Source organism: Deefgea piscis (assembly GCF_013284055.1).
Classification (GTDB): Bacteria; Pseudomonadota; Gammaproteobacteria; order Burkholderiales; family Chitinibacteraceae; genus Deefgea; species Deefgea piscis.
The window spans coordinates 1424842-1446036 of the sequence record NZ_CP054143.1; the positions used below are offsets into that span (position 1 = coordinate 1424842).

General features: G+C 51.5%; 9 protein-coding genes. All 9 read right to left on the reverse strand.

Going from position 1 to position 21195, the window contains the following annotated elements:
- Window positions 1-128: 128 nt before the first annotated feature.
- Complete coding sequence (locus HQN60_RS06930; protein ID WP_173532954.1) at window positions 129-13076, reverse strand: retention module-containing protein; 12948 nt, start codon at window positions 13074-13076, stop codon at window positions 129-131.
- 86 nt (window positions 13077-13162) lie between these two features.
- The gene (locus tag HQN60_RS06935; RefSeq protein WP_173532955.1) at window positions 13163-13753 is read right to left on the reverse strand and encodes a response regulator transcription factor; all 591 of its coding nucleotides are present in this window, start codon (window positions 13751-13753) and stop codon (window positions 13163-13165) included.
- Entirely contained in the window at window positions 13750-15162 is a 1413-nt protein-coding gene (locus tag HQN60_RS06940; protein WP_173532956.1) for an HlyD family type I secretion periplasmic adaptor subunit, read from the reverse strand. The genes HQN60_RS06935 and HQN60_RS06940 overlap by 4 nt, the downstream gene beginning before the upstream one ends.
- On the reverse strand, window positions 15162-17348 hold the full coding sequence (locus HQN60_RS06945) for a type I secretion system permease/ATPase (RefSeq protein ID WP_173532957.1): 2187 nt from the start codon (window positions 17346-17348) through the stop codon (window positions 15162-15164). Before HQN60_RS06945 ends, HQN60_RS06940 begins: the two co-directional genes overlap by 1 nt.
- 249 nt (window positions 17349-17597) lie before the next feature.
- On the reverse strand, window positions 17598-18977 hold the full coding sequence (locus HQN60_RS06950) for an FAD-binding oxidoreductase (RefSeq protein ID WP_254456693.1): 1380 nt from the start codon (window positions 18975-18977) through the stop codon (window positions 17598-17600).
- A 36-nt stretch (window positions 18978-19013) separates the two neighbouring features.
- Complete coding sequence (locus HQN60_RS16470) at window positions 19014-19193, reverse strand: anti-sigma factor family protein (protein ID WP_173532959.1); 180 nt, start codon at window positions 19191-19193, stop codon at window positions 19014-19016.
- Complete coding sequence (locus HQN60_RS06960) at window positions 19190-19774, reverse strand: sigma-70 family RNA polymerase sigma factor (RefSeq protein ID WP_173532960.1); 585 nt, start codon at window positions 19772-19774, stop codon at window positions 19190-19192. Before HQN60_RS06960 ends, HQN60_RS16470 begins: the two co-directional genes overlap by 4 nt.
- A gap of 1 nt (window position 19775) precedes the next feature.
- On the reverse strand, window positions 19776-20714 hold the full coding sequence (locus HQN60_RS06965) for a homoserine kinase (protein WP_173532961.1): 939 nt from the start codon (window positions 20712-20714) through the stop codon (window positions 19776-19778).
- A gap of 9 nt (window positions 20715-20723) precedes the next feature.
- Window positions 20724-21056: a DUF2782 domain-containing protein gene (locus HQN60_RS06970; RefSeq protein WP_173532962.1), complete on the reverse strand. Its 333-nt coding sequence runs from the start codon at window positions 21054-21056 to the stop codon at window positions 20724-20726.
- Between the last annotated feature and the right edge of the window lie 139 nt (window positions 21057-21195).

Genomic DNA, 21195 nt, shown 5'->3' on the forward strand with positions numbered 1-21195 from the left:
GTGGAAATTTGCGCGTTGCCGCTGGAATTTACCTTTAGATGAGTCAAGAAGCCTTAGGGTCAGTTGACAGCGTGGTGATGCAAATAAAAAAAGGCCAGATATTAAATCTGGCCTTTTTGTCATCCTGCTTAATCAGTAATCAGCCTTCCTTTGCTGAGTAGGTCATTGATGATGGCTTGATCACTACCTGATGTAGTGAGATCAACGCCTTGCAAGGTAATGACTTGGTCTTCTTTCGTTGTCCAATTGCCATTGCTAAATTCACCTTTGCTACTCACGTGAATGATGGTGTCTGAACCCGATTTCTCAAAGTGCAGATACTGGGTGAGGCTGCCAGTATTTTCGCCTTGGAGTAAGTCGCGCAGATCGAGTTTATCCACATCGCCCACAGCATTGCCTGATTTGGCGTTGTTGAAGTCCATCACCACATCACGGGCTGGTGCACCAGCAGTGCCTTGGTCTCCCAGCGTCCACTTAAAGGTGTCAGATCCCGCATCGCCGCGCAGAATATCGTTACCCGAACCGCCAACGAGTAAGTCATTACCTGCGCCACCGCGCAAGGCATCAATCCCAGCTCCACCAAACAGCTTGTCGTTACCAGCATTGCCATACAGAGCGTCTGAGCCATTCTCACCAAATACGGTGTCATTGCCGCTGCCCGCGTTGACGAGGTCGGTGACTGGCTGCATTTCATTCACAATACCAAGTACTAACTTATCGTTATTGGTTGTAGTGGATAAAGTACCGTCGGCACTGGTCATAAATTGACTAGCGAGGAAGAAGTTAGCATCTTTGGTGGCAACGGAATTGTTGTAATCTTGCGTTTCCCCCATGTAGATTAAGTCATTGCCGGCTCCCGCCTCAACGTGATCATTGCTGCCCCCAGTGAGGATGACTTGATCGTTACCAGTCGCGGTACTGGCGTAACTTTTTCCCGCACCGCCGCCAGTCGCTGAGTGATAGCCTGCAGTGGAGACTTGAATGACATTGCCAGCATCAGATTCTGGGCCTGTTACAAAGTATGAGCCGACGCCACCTTCATTTGAACCATCTAGGATATTGCTTTCAGGCACGACTTTGACCGTCCAAATCGCACTGGATGTGCCGCCGAAACCATCACTCACGGTGTAGCGGATGGTGGCTTCACCAATAAAGTTGGCGCTTGGTGTAAAGACTGGTAAGCCCGTTTTAGGATCAATGGTGACCACACCTTGTCCAGAAAGGAGTGTTGGCGTGCCAGTCAGCGTTAATTTATCGCCTTGCAAGTCTTTATCATTGGCTAGCAGATCAAGTGAAATCGCTTGATTGGCTTTGGTAAAGCTAAAGTCATCAACCAGTACCGGGGCAGTGTTATAGCGCGGTGGAATGACATTGATCGTCAATTTACTATTGGATTTATCTAGGTCGCCATCATTGTCGACCAAGGTAAAGCCAATATTCTCGCTGGCATTACTTTGTAAGTTTACTGGCGGCGTGTAGGTGTATTTACCATCATCCATATCAATGATGAATTGCCCACCCAATGCCGTAGTGACTTTTAAAGTATGCGTCACAGGGTCAAAGGTATAAGTGCTGCCATTGGCTGTGGTGGTGATGCTATTGCCCACAGTATTAAAGGTGTATTTCACCCCGTCAACGGTGATGTCGTTGATATGGCCGCCATCGGCACCAAACCCAGCGACCGCTGATCCAACTAGCCCACCAGTAATATTGCCTGCTGTTGGCGTGAGGATGGTATCGCGTAAGATCGGCGGCAATTGCGCCAAATTAGTGACGATAATTGAGTTCGCTTCGGTGCCCGATCCTGTACCGTTGTAAGCGAGAGGATCGAGGTTGGTGCCAGCCACCCCAGTACCTAAGCCAATTGACAGCGAATTAATATCTTTGGCATTTAAGAAGTCAGTCCATGTTTTGGTTTCGGTACTATCTAAACCTAAGCCCGTATTTGGTGCGCCGTCAGAGAAGAAATACCCTACGTTTTGGCCGCCGACGAGTTTGCCAGGTTTGTCAAAGTTTTGCATGACCTGCCCGGCTGCAGCGTCGTAATTGGTTCCACCATTGGCAGTAAAGTTAGCCAATATGGCTTTTGCTTCTGCGGCGGTGAGCCAAGTATTGCCATTAAAGAGTTGGGTGGTAGCCGATGAGCTAAAGCCAACCAACATGATTTTAACGTCACCCACGTTATCGTAATCGTTAATCAGCTGCGTTAACGCCTCTTTGGCCACTTGTAAGCGCGTTTTACCCGCAATCCCGCTTGGATCAGCCATGCTGCCCGAGGTGTCTAAAGTCAGGACTAAATTGGTGCTGATATATGGCATTTGCACCGTTGCAGTTGTGCTTTGTCCTACCGGCGCATCATCTTCAACCTTGATGGTAAATTGACCCGAGCTCGATGAAGTGCCATCCGATGCGCTAACCTTCACATCAAACGACTTCACATCTTCAGTCGTTTTGTCGGCGTGATCGATTGGGCCCGATAACGTCACGTTGTATTTGCCAGTGCCATCAATGGAAATCGTAGCAATGGTTTGATTGCCAACCGTGCCGACCAGCGTACCACTGCCATTACCGCTCCAAACAATCGCTTGGCCACCCGAGGTTAAACCTGTTGGCGCAGTTAATGTGTAGGTGAGCGAAGAGCTATCCACGTCACTGAAAATTACGTTTCCTGTGGCGGTAGTGGAATTGCTGGTGTCTGATGTGCCTGCGGTATCTGCAATACCGCCTTTCAAACCTTCTTCTGATACCGTCGCAGATGAGCTAGATACAAAGGTTGGCGCATCATTGACTGGCACGACAGTAATCGTACTAATGGCAGTATTGCTATTGGATACGCCATCGTTCACTGTCACGTTCAAAATGCGATCTGCCGCACTCGGATTTTCGCTGGTGCTGCTAAAGCGAATCGATTCGATGGCCGTCTCATAAGCAGCTTTGGATGCGCTGCCGGTCAGGGTTAATACAATTTGACCGTTAACGACGCTTTGTGACGCGACAATCCCATTTGGCAAACCGACAGTGCTTAATACATCGCCCAACTGAGCATTGGTCAATACAATGGTCGCACTTTGTAGGTTGGCGCTATCCACATCACCGATCAGGCTGTCGATGTCTGCAATTGGCGTTCCGCTGCCATTTTCGACATATGTCGTTTTAAAACTCGTATCTTCCATGCTGGCATCAAGATCGAGCGTTGGTGCATCGTTCACCGGGTTAACGGTCACATTGAGCGTACTGCTGCTACCGGTGTTGGTGACATAAGTCGCTTGCGGCATCGCACCATTCCAGTTTGGCGCTGGGGTAAAGGTGTATTCACCGTTGCTGCTAATGGTCAATGTCCCCACGTTAGCAATCGTTGCTGTTTGGCCCGCGGTGAAGTTGCGACCATCCACCGAGAAGGTTGCGACGGTTAAAGCGCTATCAACATCGCTATCATTGGTCAGCACATTACCTGTAGCTGGCGTGTCTTCAAGAACAGTTTGGCTATCAGCGCGCAAAACACTTGCATCGTTAACTGGGGTCACTGTCACATTGAGCGTACTGCTGCTACCGGTGTTGGTAACATAAGTCGCTTGCGGCATCGCGCCATTCCAGTTTGGCGCTGGGGTAAAGGTGTATTCACCGTTGCTGCTAATGGTCAATGTACCTACGTTAGCAATCGTTGCTGTTTGCCCAGCGGTGAAGTTGCGGCCATCCACCGAGAAGGTTGCGACGGTTAAAGCGCTATCAACATCGCTATCATTAGTCAGCACATTACCTGTAGCTGGCGTGTCTTCAAGAACAGTTTGGCTATCGGCGCGCAAGATACTGGCATCGTCAACGGGCGTGAGGTTGATGTTCACCGTGGCCAAGGCGGTACCGCCTTTGCCGTCGGAGACGGTGACGGTAAAGCTGTCGCTACCGATGTAGTCGAGGTTTGGCGTGTAGGTGTAGCTGCCATCCGGATTCAGCACCACTTTACCGTGTGCTGGGTTGCTCGCTTGTGTGAACGACAAGGTGTCGCCATCCACATCGGCGCCGTTGACTTTACCGGTCACAATCGTGTCTTCCGGCACATTGTGGGTGTAGGTCCCGGTGTTCGGGTCGAAGTTAACCGTCGGTGGTACTGGTTCAGTCGGTGGGGTGACCACTGGCTTGTCGTTGGTGCCGGTAATGGTCAACGACAAGGTGCTATCGACGGTCACCGTGCCATCGGTAACGGTATACGGTACGGTGATTTTAAGTTCTTCACCGGCTTTAAGGCTGTTGTACGCTGGATCCGCTGGGTTAAAGGTGTAGCTGCCGTCGGGGTTGAGCGTCAAGCCAGCTGGCAATGGGTTTTTAGCGGCGAAGGTGAGTTTCTCAACATCCACGTCGGTGGCGATCAATTGACCATTCACCTGCGCGTCGTCTTCTTTCACATTGAGCGTAGCGGCGGTTGCGACTGGCGCATCGTTCGTGCCATTCACCACGACCGTAATCGTCACTGGCGTACCGTCTTTGGACAAGACGGTGAAGCTTTCAGTGAGGGTTTCTTTGTCGTCCAAGCCTTGCACAATGCCTTGGCTATTGTCGACGGTATACGTCCACAAGCCTGCAGCATTAACCGCAAACTGGCCATACTTGCCCGTGGTATTTTGGGTTTGGAAGATGGCTTCGCCGGCATCCGGATCGGTAATGGTCAACTGACCTTGGGTTTTGATTTCATTACCCACAACTGCGACGTCTTCAGTGACTTCACCTTGTTTCACCCCACCGATGATCGCTGGATCAGAGGCGGGCGTGAGGTTGATGTTCACCGTGGCCAAGGCGGTACCGCCTTTGCCGTCGGAGACGGTGACCGTGAAGCTGTCGCTACCGATGTAGTCGAGGTTTGGCGTGTAGGTGTAGCTGCCATCCGGATTCAGCACCACTTTACCGTGTGCTGGGTTGCTCGCTTGTGTGAACGACAAGGTGTCGCCATCCACATCGGCGCCGTTGACTTTACCGGTCACAATCGTGTCTTCCGGCACATTGTGGGTGTAGGTCCCAGTGTTCGGGTCGAAGTTAACCGTCGGTGGTACTGGTTCAGTCGGTGGGGTGACCACTGGCTTGTCGTTGGTGCCGGTAATGGTCAACGACAAGGTGCTATCGACCGTCACTGTGCCATCGGTAACGGTATACGGTACGGTGATTTTAAGTTCTTCACCGGCTTTAAGGCTGTTGTACGCTGGATCCGCTGGGTTAAAGGTGTAGCTGCCGTCGGCGTTGAGCGTCAAGCCAGCTGGCAATGGGTTTTTAGCGGCGAAGGTGAGTTTCTCAACATCCACGTCGGTGGCGATCAATTGACCATTCACCTGCGCGTCGTCTTCTTTCACATTGAGCGTAGCGGCGGTTGCGACTGGCGCATCGTTCGTGCCATTCACCACGACCGTAATCGTCACTGGCGTACCGTCTTTGGACAAGACCGTGAAGCTTTCAGTGAGGGTTTCTTTGTCGTCCAAGCCTTGCACAATGCCTTGGCTATTGTCGACGGTATACGTCCACAAGCCTGCAGCATTAACCGCAAACTGGCCATACTTGCCCGTGGTATTTTGGGTTTGGAATACGGCTTCGCCGGCATCCGGATCGGTAATGGTCAACTGACCTTGGGTTTTGATTTCATTACCGACAACTGCGACGTCTTCAGTGACTTCACCTTGTTTCACCCCACCGATGATCGCTGGATCAGAGGCGGGCGTGAGGTTGATGTTCACCGTGGCCAAGGCGGTACCGCCTTTGCCGTCGGAGACGGTGACCGTAAAGCTGTCGCTACCGATGTAGTCGAGATTTGGCGTGTAGGTGTAGCTGCCATCCGGATTCAGCACCACTTTACCGTGTGCTGGGTTGCTCGCTTGTGTGAACGACAAGGTGTCGCCATCCACATCGGCGCCGTTGACTTTACCGGTCACAATCGTGTCTTCCGGCACATTGTGGGTGTAGGTCCCAGTGTTCGGGTCGAAGTTAACCGTCGGTGGTACTGGTTCAGTCGGTGGGGTGACCACTGGCTTGTCGTTGGTGCCGGTAATGGTCAACGACAAGGTGCTATCGACCGTCACTGTGCCATCGGTAACGGTATACGGTACGGTGATTTTAAGTTCTTCACCGGCTTTAAGGCTGTTGTACGCTGGATCCGCTGGGTTAAAGGTGTAGCTGCCGTCGGCGTTGAGCGTCAAGCCAGCTGGCAATGGGTTTTTAGCGGCGAAGGTGAGTTTCTCAACATCCACGTCGGTGGCGATCAATTGACCATTCACCTGCGCGTCGTCTTCTTTCACATTGAGCGTAGCGGCGGTTGCGACTGGCGCATCGTTCGTGCCATTCACCACGACCGTAATCGTCACTGGCGTACCGTCTTTGGACAAGACCGTGAAGCTTTCAGTGAGGGTTTCTTTGTCGTCCAAGCCTTGCACAATGCCTTGGCTATTGTCGACGGTATACGTCCACAAGCCTGCAGCATTAACCGCAAACTGGCCATACTTGCCCGTGGTATTTTGGGTTTGGAATACGGCTTCGCCGGCATCCGGATCGGTAATGGTCAACTGACCTTGGGTTTTGATTTCATTACCGACAACTGCGACGTCTTCAGTGACTTCACCTTGTTTCACCCCACCGATGATCGCTGGATCAGAGGCGGGCGTGAGGTTGATGTTCACCGTGGCCAAGGCGGTACCGCCTTTGCCGTCGGAGACGGTGACCGTAAAGCTGTCGCTACCGATGTAGTCGAGATTTGGCGTGTAGGTGTAGCTGCCATCCGGATTCAGCACCACTTTACCGTGTGCTGGGTTGCTCGCTTGTGTGAACGACAAGGTGTCGCCATCCACATCAGCGCCGTTGACTTTACCGGTCACAATCGTGTCTTCCGGCACATTGTGGGTGTAGGTCCCGGTGTTCGGGTCGAAGTTAACCGTCGGTGGTACTGGTTCAGTCGGTGGGGTGACCACTGGCTTGTCGTTGGTGCCGGTAATGGTCAACGACAAGGTGCTATCGACGGTCACCGTGCCATCGGTAACGGTATACGGCACAGTAATTTTAAGTTCTTCACCGGCTTTAAGGCTGTTGTAGGCCGGATCAGTTGGGTCAAAGCTGTAGCTGCCGTCGGCGTTGAGCTTCAAGCCAGCTGGCAATGGGTTTTTAGCGGCGAAGGTGAGTTTCTCAACATCCACGTCGGTGGCGATCAATTGACCATTCACCTGCGCGTCGTCTTCTTTCACATTGAGCGTAGCGGCGGTTGCGACTGGCGCATCGTTCGTGCCATTCACCACGACCGTAATCGTCACTGGCGTACCGTCTTTGGACAAGACGGTGAAGCTTTCAGTGAGGGTTTCTTTGTCGTCCAAGCCTTGCACAATGCCTTGGCTATTGTCGACGGTATACGTCCACAAGCCTGCAGCATTAACCGCAAACTGGCCATACTTGCCCGTGGTATTTTGGGTTTGGAAGATGGCTTCGCCGGCATCCGGATCGGTAATGGTCAACTGACCTTGGGTTTTGATTTCATTACCCACAACTGCGACGTCTTCAGTGACTTCACCTTGTTTCACCCCACCGATGATCGCTGGATCAGAGGCGGGCGTGAGGTTGATGTTCACCGTGGCCAAGGCGGTACCGCCTTTGCCGTCGGAGACGGTGACCGTGAAGCTGTCGCTACCGATGTAGTCGAGGTTTGGCGTGTAGGTGTAGCTGCCATCCGGATTCAGCACCACTTTACCGTGTGCTGGGTTGCTCGCTTGTGTGAACGACAAGGTGTCGCCATCCACATCGGCGCCGTTGACTTTACCGGTCACAATCGTGTCTTCCGGCACATTGTGGGTGTAGGTCCCAGTGTTCGGGTCGAAGTTAACCGTCGGTGGTACTGGTTCAGTCGGTGGGGTGACCACTGGCTTGTCGTTGGTGCCGGTAATGGTCAACGACAAGGTGCTATCGACCGTCACTGTGCCATCGGTAACGGTATACGGTACGGTGATTTTAAGTTCTTCACCGGCTTTAAGGCTGTTGTACGCTGGATCCGCTGGGTTAAAGGTGTAGCTGCCGTCGGCGTTGAGCGTCAAGCCAGCTGGCAATGGGTTTTTAGCGGCGAAGGTGAGTTTCTCAACATCCACGTCGGTGGCGATCAATTGACCATTCACCTGCGCGTCGTCTTCTTTCACATTGAGCGTAGCGGCGGTTGCGACTGGCGCATCGTTCGTGCCATTCACCACGACCGTAATCGTCACTGGCGTACCGTCTTTGGACAAGACGGTGAAGCTTTCAGTGAGGGTTTCTTTGTCGTCCAAGCCTTGCACAATGCCTTGGCTATTGTCGACGGTATACGTCCACAAGCCTGCAGCATTAACCGCAAACTGGCCATACTTGCCCGTGGTATTTTGGGTTTGGAAGATGGCTTCGCCGGCATCCGGATCGGTAATGGTCAACTGACCTTGGGTTTTGATTTCATTACCCACAACTGCGACGTCTTCAGTGACTTCACCTTGTTTCACCCCACCGATGATCGCTGGATCAGAGGCGGGCGTGAGGTTGATGTTCACCGTGGCCAAGGCGGTACCGCCTTTGCCGTCGGAGACGGTGACCGTGAAGCTGTCGCTACCGATGTAGTCGAGGTTTGGCGTGTAGGTGTAGCTGCCATCCGGATTCAGCACCACTTTACCGTGTGCTGGGTTGCTCGCTTGTGTGAACGACAAGGTGTCGCCATCCACATCGGCGCCGTTGACTTTACCGGTCACAATCGTGTCTTCCGGCACATTGTGGGTGTAGGTCCCAGTGTTCGGGTCGAAGTTAACCGTCGGTGGTACTGGTTCAGTCGGTGGGGTGACCACTGGCTTGTCGTTGGTGCCGGTAATGGTCAACGACAAGGTGCTATCGACCGTCACTGTGCCATCGGTAACGGTATACGGTACGGTGATTTTAAGTTCTTCACCGGCTTTAAGGCTGTTGTACGCTGGATCCGCTGGGTTAAAGGTGTAGCTGCCGTCGGCGTTGAGCGTCAAGCCAGCTGGCAATGGGTTTTTAGCGGCGAAGGTGAGTTTCTCAACATCCACGTCGGTGGCGATCAATTGACCATTCACCTGCGCGTCGTCTTCTTTCACATTGAGCGTAGCGGCGGTTGCGACTGGCGCATCGTTCGTGCCATTCACCACGACCGTAATCGTCACTGGCGTACCGTCTTTGGACAAGACGGTGAAGCTTTCAGTGAGGGTTTCTTTGTCGTCCAAGCCTTGCACAATGCCTTGGCTATTGTCGACGGTATACGTCCACAAGCCTGCCGCATTAACCGCAAACTGGCCATACTTGCCCGTGGTATTTTGGGTTTGGAAGACGGCGTCGCCAGCATCCGGATCGGTAATGGTCAACTGACCTTGGGTTTTGATTTCATTGCCGACAACTGCGACGTCTTCAGTGACTTCACCTTGTTTCACCCCACCGATGATCGCTGGATCAGAGGCGGGCGTGAGGTTGATGTTCACCGTGGCCAAGGCGGTACCGCCTTTGCCGTCGGAGACGGTGACCGTGAAGCTGTCGCTACCGATGTAGTCGAGGTTTGGCGTGTAGGTGTAGCTGCCATCCGGATTCAGCACCACTTTACCGTGTGCTGGGTTGCTCGCTTGTGTGAACGACAAGGTGTCGCCATCCACATCGGCGCCGTTGACTTTACCGATCACAATCGTGTCTTCCGGCACATTGTGGGTGTAGGTGCCGGTGTTCGGGTCGAAGTTAACCGTCGGTGGTACTGGTTCAGTCGGTGGGGTGACCACTGGCTTGTCGTTGGTGCCGGTAATGGTCAACGACAAGGTGCTATCGACCGTCACCGTGCCATCGGTAACGGTATACGGTACGGTGATTTTAAGTTCTTCACCGGCTTTAAGGCTGTTGTACGCCGGATCAGTTGGGTCAAAGGTGTAGCTGCCGTCGGGGTTGAGCGTCAAGCCAGCTGGCAATGGGTTTTTAGCGGCGAAGGTGAGTTTCTCAACATCCACGTCGGTGGCGATCAATTGACCATTCACCTGCGCGTCGTCTTCTTTCACATTGAGCGTAGCGGCGGTTGCGACTGGCGCATCGTTCGTGCCATTCACCACGACCGTAATCGTCACTGGCGTACCGTCTTTGGACAAGACCGTGAAGCTTTCAGTGAGGGTTTCTTTGTCGTCCAAGCCTTGCACAATGCCTTGGCTATTGTCGACGGTATACGTCCACAAGCCTGCAGCATTAACCGCAAACTGGCCATACTTGCCCGTGGTATTTTGGGTTTGGAATACGGCTTCGCCGGCATCCGGATCGGTAATGGTCAACTGACCTTGGGTTTTGATTTCATTACCGACAACTGCGACGTCTTCAGTGACTTCACCTTGTTTCACCCCACCGATGATCGCTGGATCAGAGGCGGGCGTGAGGTTGATGTTCACCGTGGCCAAGGCGGTACCGCCTTTGCCGTCGGAGACGGTGACCGTGAAGCTGTCGCTACCGATGTAGTCGAGGTTTGGCGTGTAGGTGTAGCTGCCATCCGGATTCAGCACCACTTTACCGTGTGCTGGGTTGCTCGCTTGTGTGAACGACAAGGTGTCGCCATCCACATCGGCGCCGTTGACTTTACCGATCACAATCGTGTCTTCCGGCACATTGTGGGTGTAGGTCCCGGTGTTCGGGTCGAAGTTAACCGTCGGTGGTACTGGTTCAGTCGGTGGGGTGACCACTGGCTTGTCGTTGGTGCCGGTAATGGTCAACGACAAGGTGCTATCGACCGTCACCGTGCCATCGGTAACGGTATACGGTACGGTGATTTTAAGTTCTTCACCGGCTTTAAGGCTGTTGTACGCCGGATCAGTTGGGTCAAAGGTGTAGCTGCCGTCGGGGTTGAGCGTCAAGCCAGCTGGCAATGGGTTTTTAGCGGCGAAGGTGAGTTTCTCAACATCCACGTCGGTGGCGATCAATTGACCATTCACCTGCGCGTCGTCTTCTTTCACATTGAGCGTAGCGGCGGTTGCGACTGGCGCATCGTTCGTGCCATTCACCACGACCGTAATCGTCACTGGCGTACCGTCTTTGGACAAGACCGTGAAGCTTTCAGTGAGGGTTTCTTTGTCGTCCAAGCCTTGCACAATGCCTTGGCTATTGTCGACGGTATACGTCCACAAGCCTGCAGCATTAACCGCAAACTGGCCATACTTGCCCGTGGTATTTTGGGTTTGGAATACGGCTTCGCCGGCATCCGGATCGGTAATGGTCAACTGACCTTGGGTTTTGATTTCATTACCCACAACTGCGACGTCTTCAGTGACTTCACCTTGTTTCACCCCACCGATGATCGCTGGATCAGAGGCGGGCGTGAGGTTGATGTTCACCGTGGCCAAGGCGGTACCGCCTTTGCCGTCGGAGACGGTGACCGTGAAGCTGTCGCTACCGATGTAGTCGAGGTTTGGCGTGTAGGTGTAGCTGCCATCCGGATTCAGCACCACTTTACCGTGTGCTGGGTTGCTCGCTTGTGTGAACGACAAGGTGTCGCCATCCACATCGGCGCCGTTGACTTTACCGGTCACAATCGTGTCTTCCGGCACATTGTGGGTGTAGGTCCCAGTGTTCGGGTCGAAGTTAACCGTCGGTGGTACTGGTTCAGTCGGTGGGGTGACCACTGGCTTGTCGTTGGTGCCGGTAATGGTCAACGACAAGGTGCTATCGACCGTCACTGTGCCATCGGTAACGGTATACGGTACGGTGATTTTAAGTTCTTCACCGGCTTTAAGGCTGTTGTACGCTGGATCCGCTGGGTTAAAGGTGTAGCTGCCGTCGGCGTTGAGCGTCAAGCCAGCTGGCAATGGGTTTTTAGCGGCGAAGGTGAGTTTCTCAACATCCACGTCGGTGGCGATCAATTGACCATTCACCTGCGCGTCGTCTTCTTTCACATTGAGCGTAGCGGCGGTTGCGACTGGCGCATCGTTCGTGCCATTCACCACGACCGTAATCGTCACTGGCGTACCGTCTTTGGACAAGACCGTGAAGCTTTCAGTGAGGGTTTCTTTGTCGTCCAAGCCTTGCACAATGCCTTGGCTATTGTCGACGGTATACGTCCACAAGCCTGCAGCATTAACCGCAAACTGGCCATACTTGCCCGTGGTATTTTGGGTTTGGAATACGGCTTCGCCGGCATCCGGATCGGTAATGGTCAACTGACCTTGGGTTTTGATTTCATTACCGACAACTGCGACGTCTTCAGTGACTTCACCTTGTTTCACCCCACCGATGATCGCTGGATCATTGACCGGGGTAACGCCGACATTAACAGTAATCGTGTCGGTGCCGCCTTTGCCGTCGTTGACTTGAACTTGGAATTGATCTGGGCCGGTGTAGTCTTTGTTTGGGGTGTAGGTCCAGTTGCCATTGATGTCGACGACGACGGTACCGTGCGCTGGATCGCTGGTTTTGTTAAAGACCAGTGGGTCGCCATTGTCGTCTTTTGCGAGTAATTTGCCGCTGATTGGCGTGTCTTCGGGTGTTGTTGCTGTTTGATCACTACCGAGAGGAGCATTATTGTCGTCAACAAATTCTGGATTTTTGTTGTCAGCAATGATTTCTGCGGCGACCACGTCGGCAAAAGTGGCTGTCGGAGGTGGCTCAGTGGCATCAAGTGCAGACGCAAAATTAAAGCTGAGTGGATCAACGCCTTCGGCAACGCGCATTAAACGCACAAAACCACTGCCTTCGTCGGTGCCGCCACCGGCATTAAGGCCTGCAGCAGTGGCTTCTAAATCGGTCGAGAGATCTTTGCCTTCGTTGAGGGCATTGATGATTTGGTCGGCACTGTCATTGGTTTTGGCGACAGCGGCTTCGGTGCTGTCGGTAGGGGCGGTGCCGAGCAGGTCGCCGTCGATCAATAAAGATCGATCGGCGCCCAGTTCGATGATTTGTCCATTAGGCAGTAGTACGGTGAGGTGACCCTGGGCATCGGTAACGATGACTTGGCCTTCAAGCAATACATCGCCGGCTTTAATCGCTTGCAGCTGACCGCGAGCATCTTTAATAAATGCTTCGCCTTGAACGACGACGATTTGTTGTTTTGCGCCACTATTTGCTGCAATGATTTGCTCGGCCATGATCAGACTCCAGATAGATTGTTCTATTTTGAAGTCTACGCACAGCTTATGACAAATGCGATTGTACTGAAGTACAACTTGCGTGATTAATTGATGCCGTTGACTTTGAGTGTCAGTTGAACTCGGTCATTGACCTTGAGTTTTTCGAAACAAGCACTCAAATGCGCTTTAACCGTACGTTCGGTGATATTGAGCGCGCGGGCGATTTCTTTATTGCTTTGACCACGGGCAGCCGCGTGCGCGACTTCTCGTTCACGATCAGACAGCACTAAGAGTGGGTCGGGTTTTGCTGGAAGTCGGTTGACGGCATTCAGTAAGCGCAATACCAAGCTACGACCAGCCCAGATTTCGCCAGAAATAACAGCGCTAATGACTTGCTGTAATAATTCTTTCGGTGCCGCAGCATGGCAATACGCCGCAGCGCCCGCCAAAAGCACTGCATAACCTTCTTCATCGTTCGGGAAGGTATTCACGACGATAACGAACTGATGCTGCATCCGTTGCTGCCAAATCGGCTCGTTCCATGCAGGCAGTGCTGGGTATTGGCTATCGATAACCGCAATACTACCAGCAGCATGTGCCCATTCTTGTTGTGGCAACTCAACGCCATCAAAGCTGGCTTGCCAGTGGCGCAATAGGCCACTGTCTTGAGTATAAAAATAAATGGCTGGTGTCATCGTTCGGTCAATGCAGAAGATTTAGCCCGAAGTACTGGCTTGATTAAATAAGAAAGAATCGTTTTTTTACCGGTTAAGATATCCACTTCAGCCATCATCCCCGGAATAATTGGTAAACGTTTACCGTCTTTTTCTAAAAAGCTATTTTTGGTTTTGACTCGAACCAAATAAAACGCATTGCCTTTCTCGTCTTTGACAGTATCAGCACTAATGTTGACAACTTCAGCATCTAATCCACCATAGATCGAAAAGTCATACGCAGAAAATTTAACTAAAGCCGGTTGTGCTGAACGTAAAAAAGCAATGTCTTTGGGTAAGACTTTGGCTTCTAGCAGTAAGCTTTCACCTGCTGGTACGATTTCGATAATGTCTTTACCGGGCTGAACGACGCCGCCAACGGTATTGGCAAAGAGTTGTTTCACTGTGCCGTCCATTGGGGAGCGAATATCCGATTGTTTCACTCGGTCGGCTAGGCCTAAATTGCCTTGGCTGATGCTGCTCAGTTTGCCTGAAGCTTCGGCGAGCTCAGTGCGCGCTTGGTTGCGAAACATTAAGTCGACTTCTTGCGATTTTCTGCTGGCTTCTGCAATAGAGGATTGAATACGGGGTATCTGCGCCGAAGCCCCGTCCATCTCACCCTTGTAGCGAGATACGTCTCGCTCTAAACGTAAAACTTCAACGTCCGAGACGGCGCCACTTTTTAATAGTGGGCGAGTGGCATCGAGCTCACGCTTAGTCAGATCGTAGCCTTGAATCGCTTGCTCACGCTTGGTGCGCACTTCATTGAGCTCTTGCGTTCTTTGATTCAGTTGCTGCTTAGCAATGCCCATACTGGCATCGAGCTCGGCCATTTTGGATTGATAAAGTAGCTTTTCCTGTGCGGCCAGATCGGGCGCTTCTTTTTCAACATCCTCAGGAATCATGAGTGCTTTGCCATTGGCAATGGCGTCAAGGCGGGCGGCTTTGGCTTTGAGCGACAAATATTGTGCGCGGCCTTCATTCAGCGACGAGGCAAAACGGGTCGAGTCAATTTTGATCAGCAAATCGCCTTTTTTTACGGCTTGGCCTTCATGTACCAAAATTTGTTTGACGATCCCGCCGTCCAAACTTTGAATCACTTGTAATTCACTCGATGGAATCACCCGGCCATCGCCTTTGGTGACTTCATCGATTTTGGCGCAACCGGCCCAGAGTATGAGTACCGCCACAGCTAGCGCAGCAGTGCGAATCAGTACGCGAGCGCCGCGTGGGCTTTGCTCCATAATGACATTGTCAGCATCGGCGATGAAATCTCTATCGTCGATTAAATCGCTTTTATCGGTGCTAAATAAATAGCGATCAAAGACCAAGTCGCTCCAATGTTGCACGCGCGCCCACATTGATTTGAGGCTTTGCAGTAGTCGCTGCATTATGAACTGCTCCCTGCTTTGCCAATTCGACCTTGTTGCAAGGCTTCAACGACTTGGGCTTTGGGCCCATCGGCCATGATTTGTCCTTGGTCGATCACGATCAGTCGATCAACTAGCTCCAGTAATGAGGTGCGGTGGGTGACTAAAATCATCGTTTTACCGGCGAGATAAGTACGCAAGCGGCCCTTTAGGCGCTCTTCACTTTGGTGATCCATCGCGCTGCTAGGCTCGTCGAGCATAAAAATCGGCGGGTCATTGAGTGCCGCGCGGGCGATGGAGATCGCTTGACGTTGGCCGCCAGACAGCGATTCGCCGCGTTCACTAATTGGCATTTCAAAGCCACGCGGATGGGCGTTAACAAACTCGGCAATCCCCGCCAAATCAGCAGCGGCAATAATGTGGTTATCTTCGGCGTAGGGCGCACCCATGGCGATGTTTTGGCGTAATGAGCCAAAAAATAGTAATGGATCTTGCGGCACATAGCCGATGGCCCGACGTAATTCTGCCGGATCAATTTGGCGGGTATCGATCCCATCAATAAGCACCGCGCCGTCTGTAGGCTGATACAGCCCTAAGATTAGTTTTTCAATGGTTGATTTACCCGAGCCAATTCGGCCAATAATGGCGATTTTTTCTCCGGCATTCATTTTAAAACTAACGTTTTTTAAGGCGATATCGTCATTGTTCGGATATTTGAACGTCACATTGCGAAATTCAATCTCGCCACGGAAGGATTCACGGTGCAAAAAGTTACTATCGGCAGGTCGTTCAATCGGCATTTGCATATGCGACTCAACCGCGCCAAGCGAGGTTTTGGCGTTTTGATATTGCATCAATAAACCGGCTACTTGTCCGAGTGGTGCCATTGCGCGGCCCCCCAACATTGAGGCGGCAATAATGCCCCCCATTGAGAGCTGGCCTTCAATCAGTAAATACACCCCCACAATCACCATTACAACAGAAACCAATTGGGTGATGGCTTGGGCAAAGTTAACGGTGGTGGTCGACATTAATTTTAAACGGCCGCCAATTTGCGCCAAAAACTGCGTAGCACGCTCCCAGCGCCGTTGCATTTCGCTTTCGGCACCCATGATTTTGATGGTTTCAAGTCCAACCATGCTTTCAACCAAGGTGGCATTGCGTTGTGCCGATGCGCGTTGGGTCAGTTCAACCAGTTGATTCATTTTGGCTTGAGCCAGCCAAGCAAAAGCAATAATTAAAATCGCGCCAACCAGCGGTGGTAACACCAGCCACGGCGAAATCCACATTAAAACCAAAAAGAAAATCAATACAAACGGCAAATCAACCAAGGTGGTAATCGAGGCCGAAGCAATAAAATCACGAACCGATTCGAATGCTCGCAAATTGGCAGTGAATGAGCCCACTGAAGCGGGGCGCGAGCTCATTTGAATGCCTAAAACGCGCTCCATAATCAACGCCGATAAAGTCACGTCGATGCGTTTTGAGGCGACATCTAGGATATAGCCGCGCGCAGTTCGTAGTACGAAATCAAAACCCAAGACGAGGATCGCGCCCAGCGCAAGCACCCACAGCGTCTCCATCGCGTGATTGGGCACCACCCGATCGTAAACATTCATCGAATACAAGGGCATGGCTAAGGCAAAAATATTAATCAGCAATGCCGCAATTAAGGCATCGCGGTAAATTCGCCAATTATCAAACACGACCCCCCAAAACCAATGCCGTTCACGAATTTTGCCCATTTCGGGCGTGCGTAAATCAAAGCGAAAACGCGGGCGAACAATCAGCACAATGCCGCTGTACAGCTCAACTAATTCGGCTTCGCTTAAGATTTCAACCGATTCTGCGCCCTCGGGAAAGCGCACTTTGTATTGGCCGTCGGCTTGGCGTTCAAGTAATAAACACGCGCGCTGATCATTGAGCAATAAAATGGCCGGCAACAAGCGATCGGGGATTTCATTGAGGTTGCGGCGCAATACGCGTGCTGATAGACCCGCGCGTTTGGCAGCGCGTGGCAATAAAGATGGCGTAAGCCGGTTTTCAACTAAAGGCAAGCCGGCAGCCAGAGCTTCATGCGTCCACGGCGCACCATGAATTCGCGTGAGCTCGACTAAGCAATCGAGTAGGGGATCGAAATGCGCTTGATTTTCGCTAAAATGCCAATCGAATGCATGTTTGGCAGAGCTGCTTGTAGAACTATCCATAGCGACTCATTGTAATGATGGGTATTAGTGTTGTTTCTTGGGGCGCAAGCATACAGCAAGCACAGATATGGTAAGTAGATATAATAATCTAAAAGTCGGGCTTTTCTTGTAATGTACTAAACAGAAAAGCAAAAATTTTCTGACCTTCTCGCCCCATTGGCTGAGATGAGCTGTGGTTTTGGCACTGCGTTAGAAAATTTTTGCATAAATATTGATGGTTAATGAATGACTTAGCGATGAATTATCTAATCAATCAATTTGCTGATTTAAATCCAGCAAAACTTTACCTGGGTTCATGAGTTGTTGTGGGTCGAGTGCTTGTTTGATACTTCGCATCATTAAAAGCTCGGTTGCGGTTCGATATTGACTCAGAGATTGTTTCTTTAATTGCCCAATCCCATGCTCAGCACTAATGCTGCCATTATATTGAGCCACTAAACGATAAACGATGGCGTTGATGGCTAGCTCAAATTGATAAATCAACGCGGTTTTTTCAGTTAAAAACAAGTTGTAATGCAAATTGCCATCACCTAAATGACCAAAAGCCACGATATTGGCATCGGGATATTGCTGAATTAATTCATTTTGGCATTCAGTTAAAAAACGCGGAATGTCGCCGACAGGAATGCTGATATCGTGTTTAATACTCACGCCTTCAATGCGCTGCGCTTCGGGAATGCGTTCACGTAAACGCCAAAAATCTTGCGCTTGCCGCTGATTTTGTGCCACATAGGCATTGCTAAAGCCCGCATCAAATAAAATCTCGGCTAATTGCGAAATTAATTGCTCGCTATTGCCGCCATCAGACAGCTCAAGTAAGACACACCAAGCCGGTGATGGGCTAAAGGGTTGTTGCAGCTCTGGAAAATGCCGCTTGAGTAAATCTAGGCAGGGGCGCGAAATTAACTCAAATGAGGTGACTCGATCACCCACTTTAGCTTGTAGATCGCGCAGTAATTCAACGGCAACCGCTGGTGAATCGACGTCGATTAAGGCGGTAGCGTGCGCCGTTGGCAGTGGATAAAGCCGCAATACGGCACGGCTGATTAAACCTAAAGTGCCTTCCGCGCCAACAAATAATTGCTTGAGATCGTAGCCCGTATTGTCTTTGCGTAAACCGCGTAAGCCATGCCAAATCGTGCCATCAGCCAGTACGACTTCGAGGCCGAGGGTGAGTTCGCGCATATTGCCGTAGCGCAGTACATTGACGCCACCGGCATTGGTGGCCAGCGCACCGCCAATTTGGCAACTGGCGGCGGCCCCCCAATTGGCTGGAAATAAGCGATTGGCGGCTAAAGCGGCGGTTTGCACTTGTTGTAGCGTGACGCCGGCATCCACGGTAATGGTGTTGTTGTCGGCGTCGACTTCGATGAATTGATTCATCCGTTCAAAAGCGATAATCAGGCTATGGCCGCTGCTGTCTGGCGTAGCGGCACCACATAAACTGGTATTGCCACCTTGTGGCACCATCGCAATGTGGTGCTCTGCGCAAAGTTTGACCAGCTCCACCAGTTGTTCAGTTGATTTCGGGCGGGCGACGGCCAATGCTTGGCCTTGGAAACGACGGCGTTGATCGAGACAATAGGGCGCAGTGTTTTCGCCGAACAATAGGCCGTGAGATTCAGTCATTGACTGAAGTTGTGTCAAAAAATTACTGGGCATGAGTTATTTGCGATCGTCTTTTTGAGCTTGGCTCGCGAGGCGTATTACCTTGAGTTGGTGTGAAAAATTAGTGCATTTTTTACACATGAATAAATGCAGGCGCAGCTGGAGGCTCTCGCTTAAAGACAGTGATCGATCTTGCGATTCAGAGAGTAAAAAAGCAATATCGCGGCATTTCATCATGATGTGGTCCCCGATATTTTTGCGTCAAACCAGTTTTTTTCTAGACACAGCCGTAAGCTCATACGAGCGCGATACAGCATCACCGAGCAATTAGTCGCGGTGATCTCCAATTGCTGACAAATTTCGTTGATGTCTAACTCCATGACCTCACGCAAGGTAAACACCATGGCGGTGCGCTTGGGCATTTTGGTCGCGCACAGATGATACGTTTGCCAGAAATGCTGATCACTTAAATTGGCTTCGGGCTGGCCCCAGTTGCGTGGCGCTTCGCTGCCCCAGTGACCGTGCGAATCAAACAGTGAATCAAAATCGCTTTTATCGTTTTCTTCGTCGATCAGCGGAGAGATCAGTTGCGGATCGCGGTAGCGGCGACGTTGTACGTCAATAATTTTGTACTTCAAAATGGCGGTTAACCAAGTTTTGACGCTGGATTGCCCGGTAAAAGACTCGGGCTTTTCGAGCGCTGCCAGCAAAGTTTCTTGCACTACATCTTCGGCCAAAGGCATATCGCCAAGCTGAAACAGCGCATAGCGTAATAAGGCCGAATGATGAGATTGCAACTCGTTTGCCGAGATGGCCATATTAAATCCAGAAATTGCGACGTTGCGCGTGTCGGCTGATGACGCGCTGGAAGTGGCTTGGATCTTTAGCAAATGTCATTTCACCGGCCGCTGGCTGGTAAAAGTCCAGCAAGCGAGATACCCAAAAACGCAGTGCCGCAGCACGCAATAGCGTTGGCCAAGCTTGAATTTCGGCAGGATTGAGTGGTCGCACGCTTTGGTAGGCCTTGAGCATTGCCAGTGCCCGTTCATCATCGATTTCGCCGTCTTCAAGTACGCACCAATCATTGAGCGTGATCGCTAAGTCGTACAGCAAGACGTCGGTGCAGGCGTAATAAAAATCAATAAAACCGCCTACGTGCTCACCATTCATCAAGGCATTATCACGGAATAAATCCGCATGAATCACCCCAGTTGGCAGCGTGTCGTGTTGGTGCTGTGTTTGTAATGCCACTTCCGCGGCGAGTAAATCGGCGTCTTGTGGATTCATCAATGAATATAGCGTCGGCGCAATGGTCGTCCACCAGTGTGGGCCGCGCGGATTGGGCATTTTGGCTGGATAGCTCGCTGCAGCCAAATGCATTTGGGCCAACATTTCACCCACTTGGGCGCATTGTTCTACGGTGGGCGATTCGGCGACCGAGCCGGGCAAACACGGTACTAGCAGCGTTGGTTTGCCGTTGAGTTCATCAATATATTGGTGTTGCAAATTGGCGATCGGCGCGGCGACAGCAATGCCGTGCTGCGCCAAATGCACCATTAAATTGACGTAAAAAGGCAGTTCATCAGCGCGCAGTGTTTCAAACAAAGTCAGTACATATTTACCATGCGTCGTCGTGACAAAATAATTGGTATTGGTCACACCGGCAGAAATGCCTTTAAGCTCGACCAATTGGCCTAATGAATAGCGGTGCAAAAATGGCGTAATTTCGTCGATGGCGACGGTAGTAAAAACAGACATGGAGCGCTCTCAGAATTCCAATATAACCCAGCTTGGGACGGCGATATTATCAATCATATTGCCTTGCGTCACAAAATTACCTTGGCCGTTGGGGTCAATTAAGAAATACGGCTGGCCAACTTTCGGCACGACTTTGATTTGATATAGCCGACCATTGATGCGGTATTCAGTGAGCGTAGCATCGCCTTTTTCAACAATACGAATATCAGGTTGCGGCTGGGGTTTGGTCGATTTGGTCTCTGCTGGCATCGCCGGCGGGGTATCGGCAACACCATCGCCGATGGTGGCGGCAAAAGCCGGTAGCGCCAAGCAAAAGCTAAGGCTCAAAATAAGGTGACGCATGAGGCACTCCTTGGGAGTAAAAATAAGGTCGAGCGATGTTGAGCTGTCACCAAGCTGATCAATCAGTGCGGCTTTAATCCATCGCCAAAGGCACTGCGCAAGGGCGCGCAACGCATTGGGAATCTTTGGCCTGAGTACG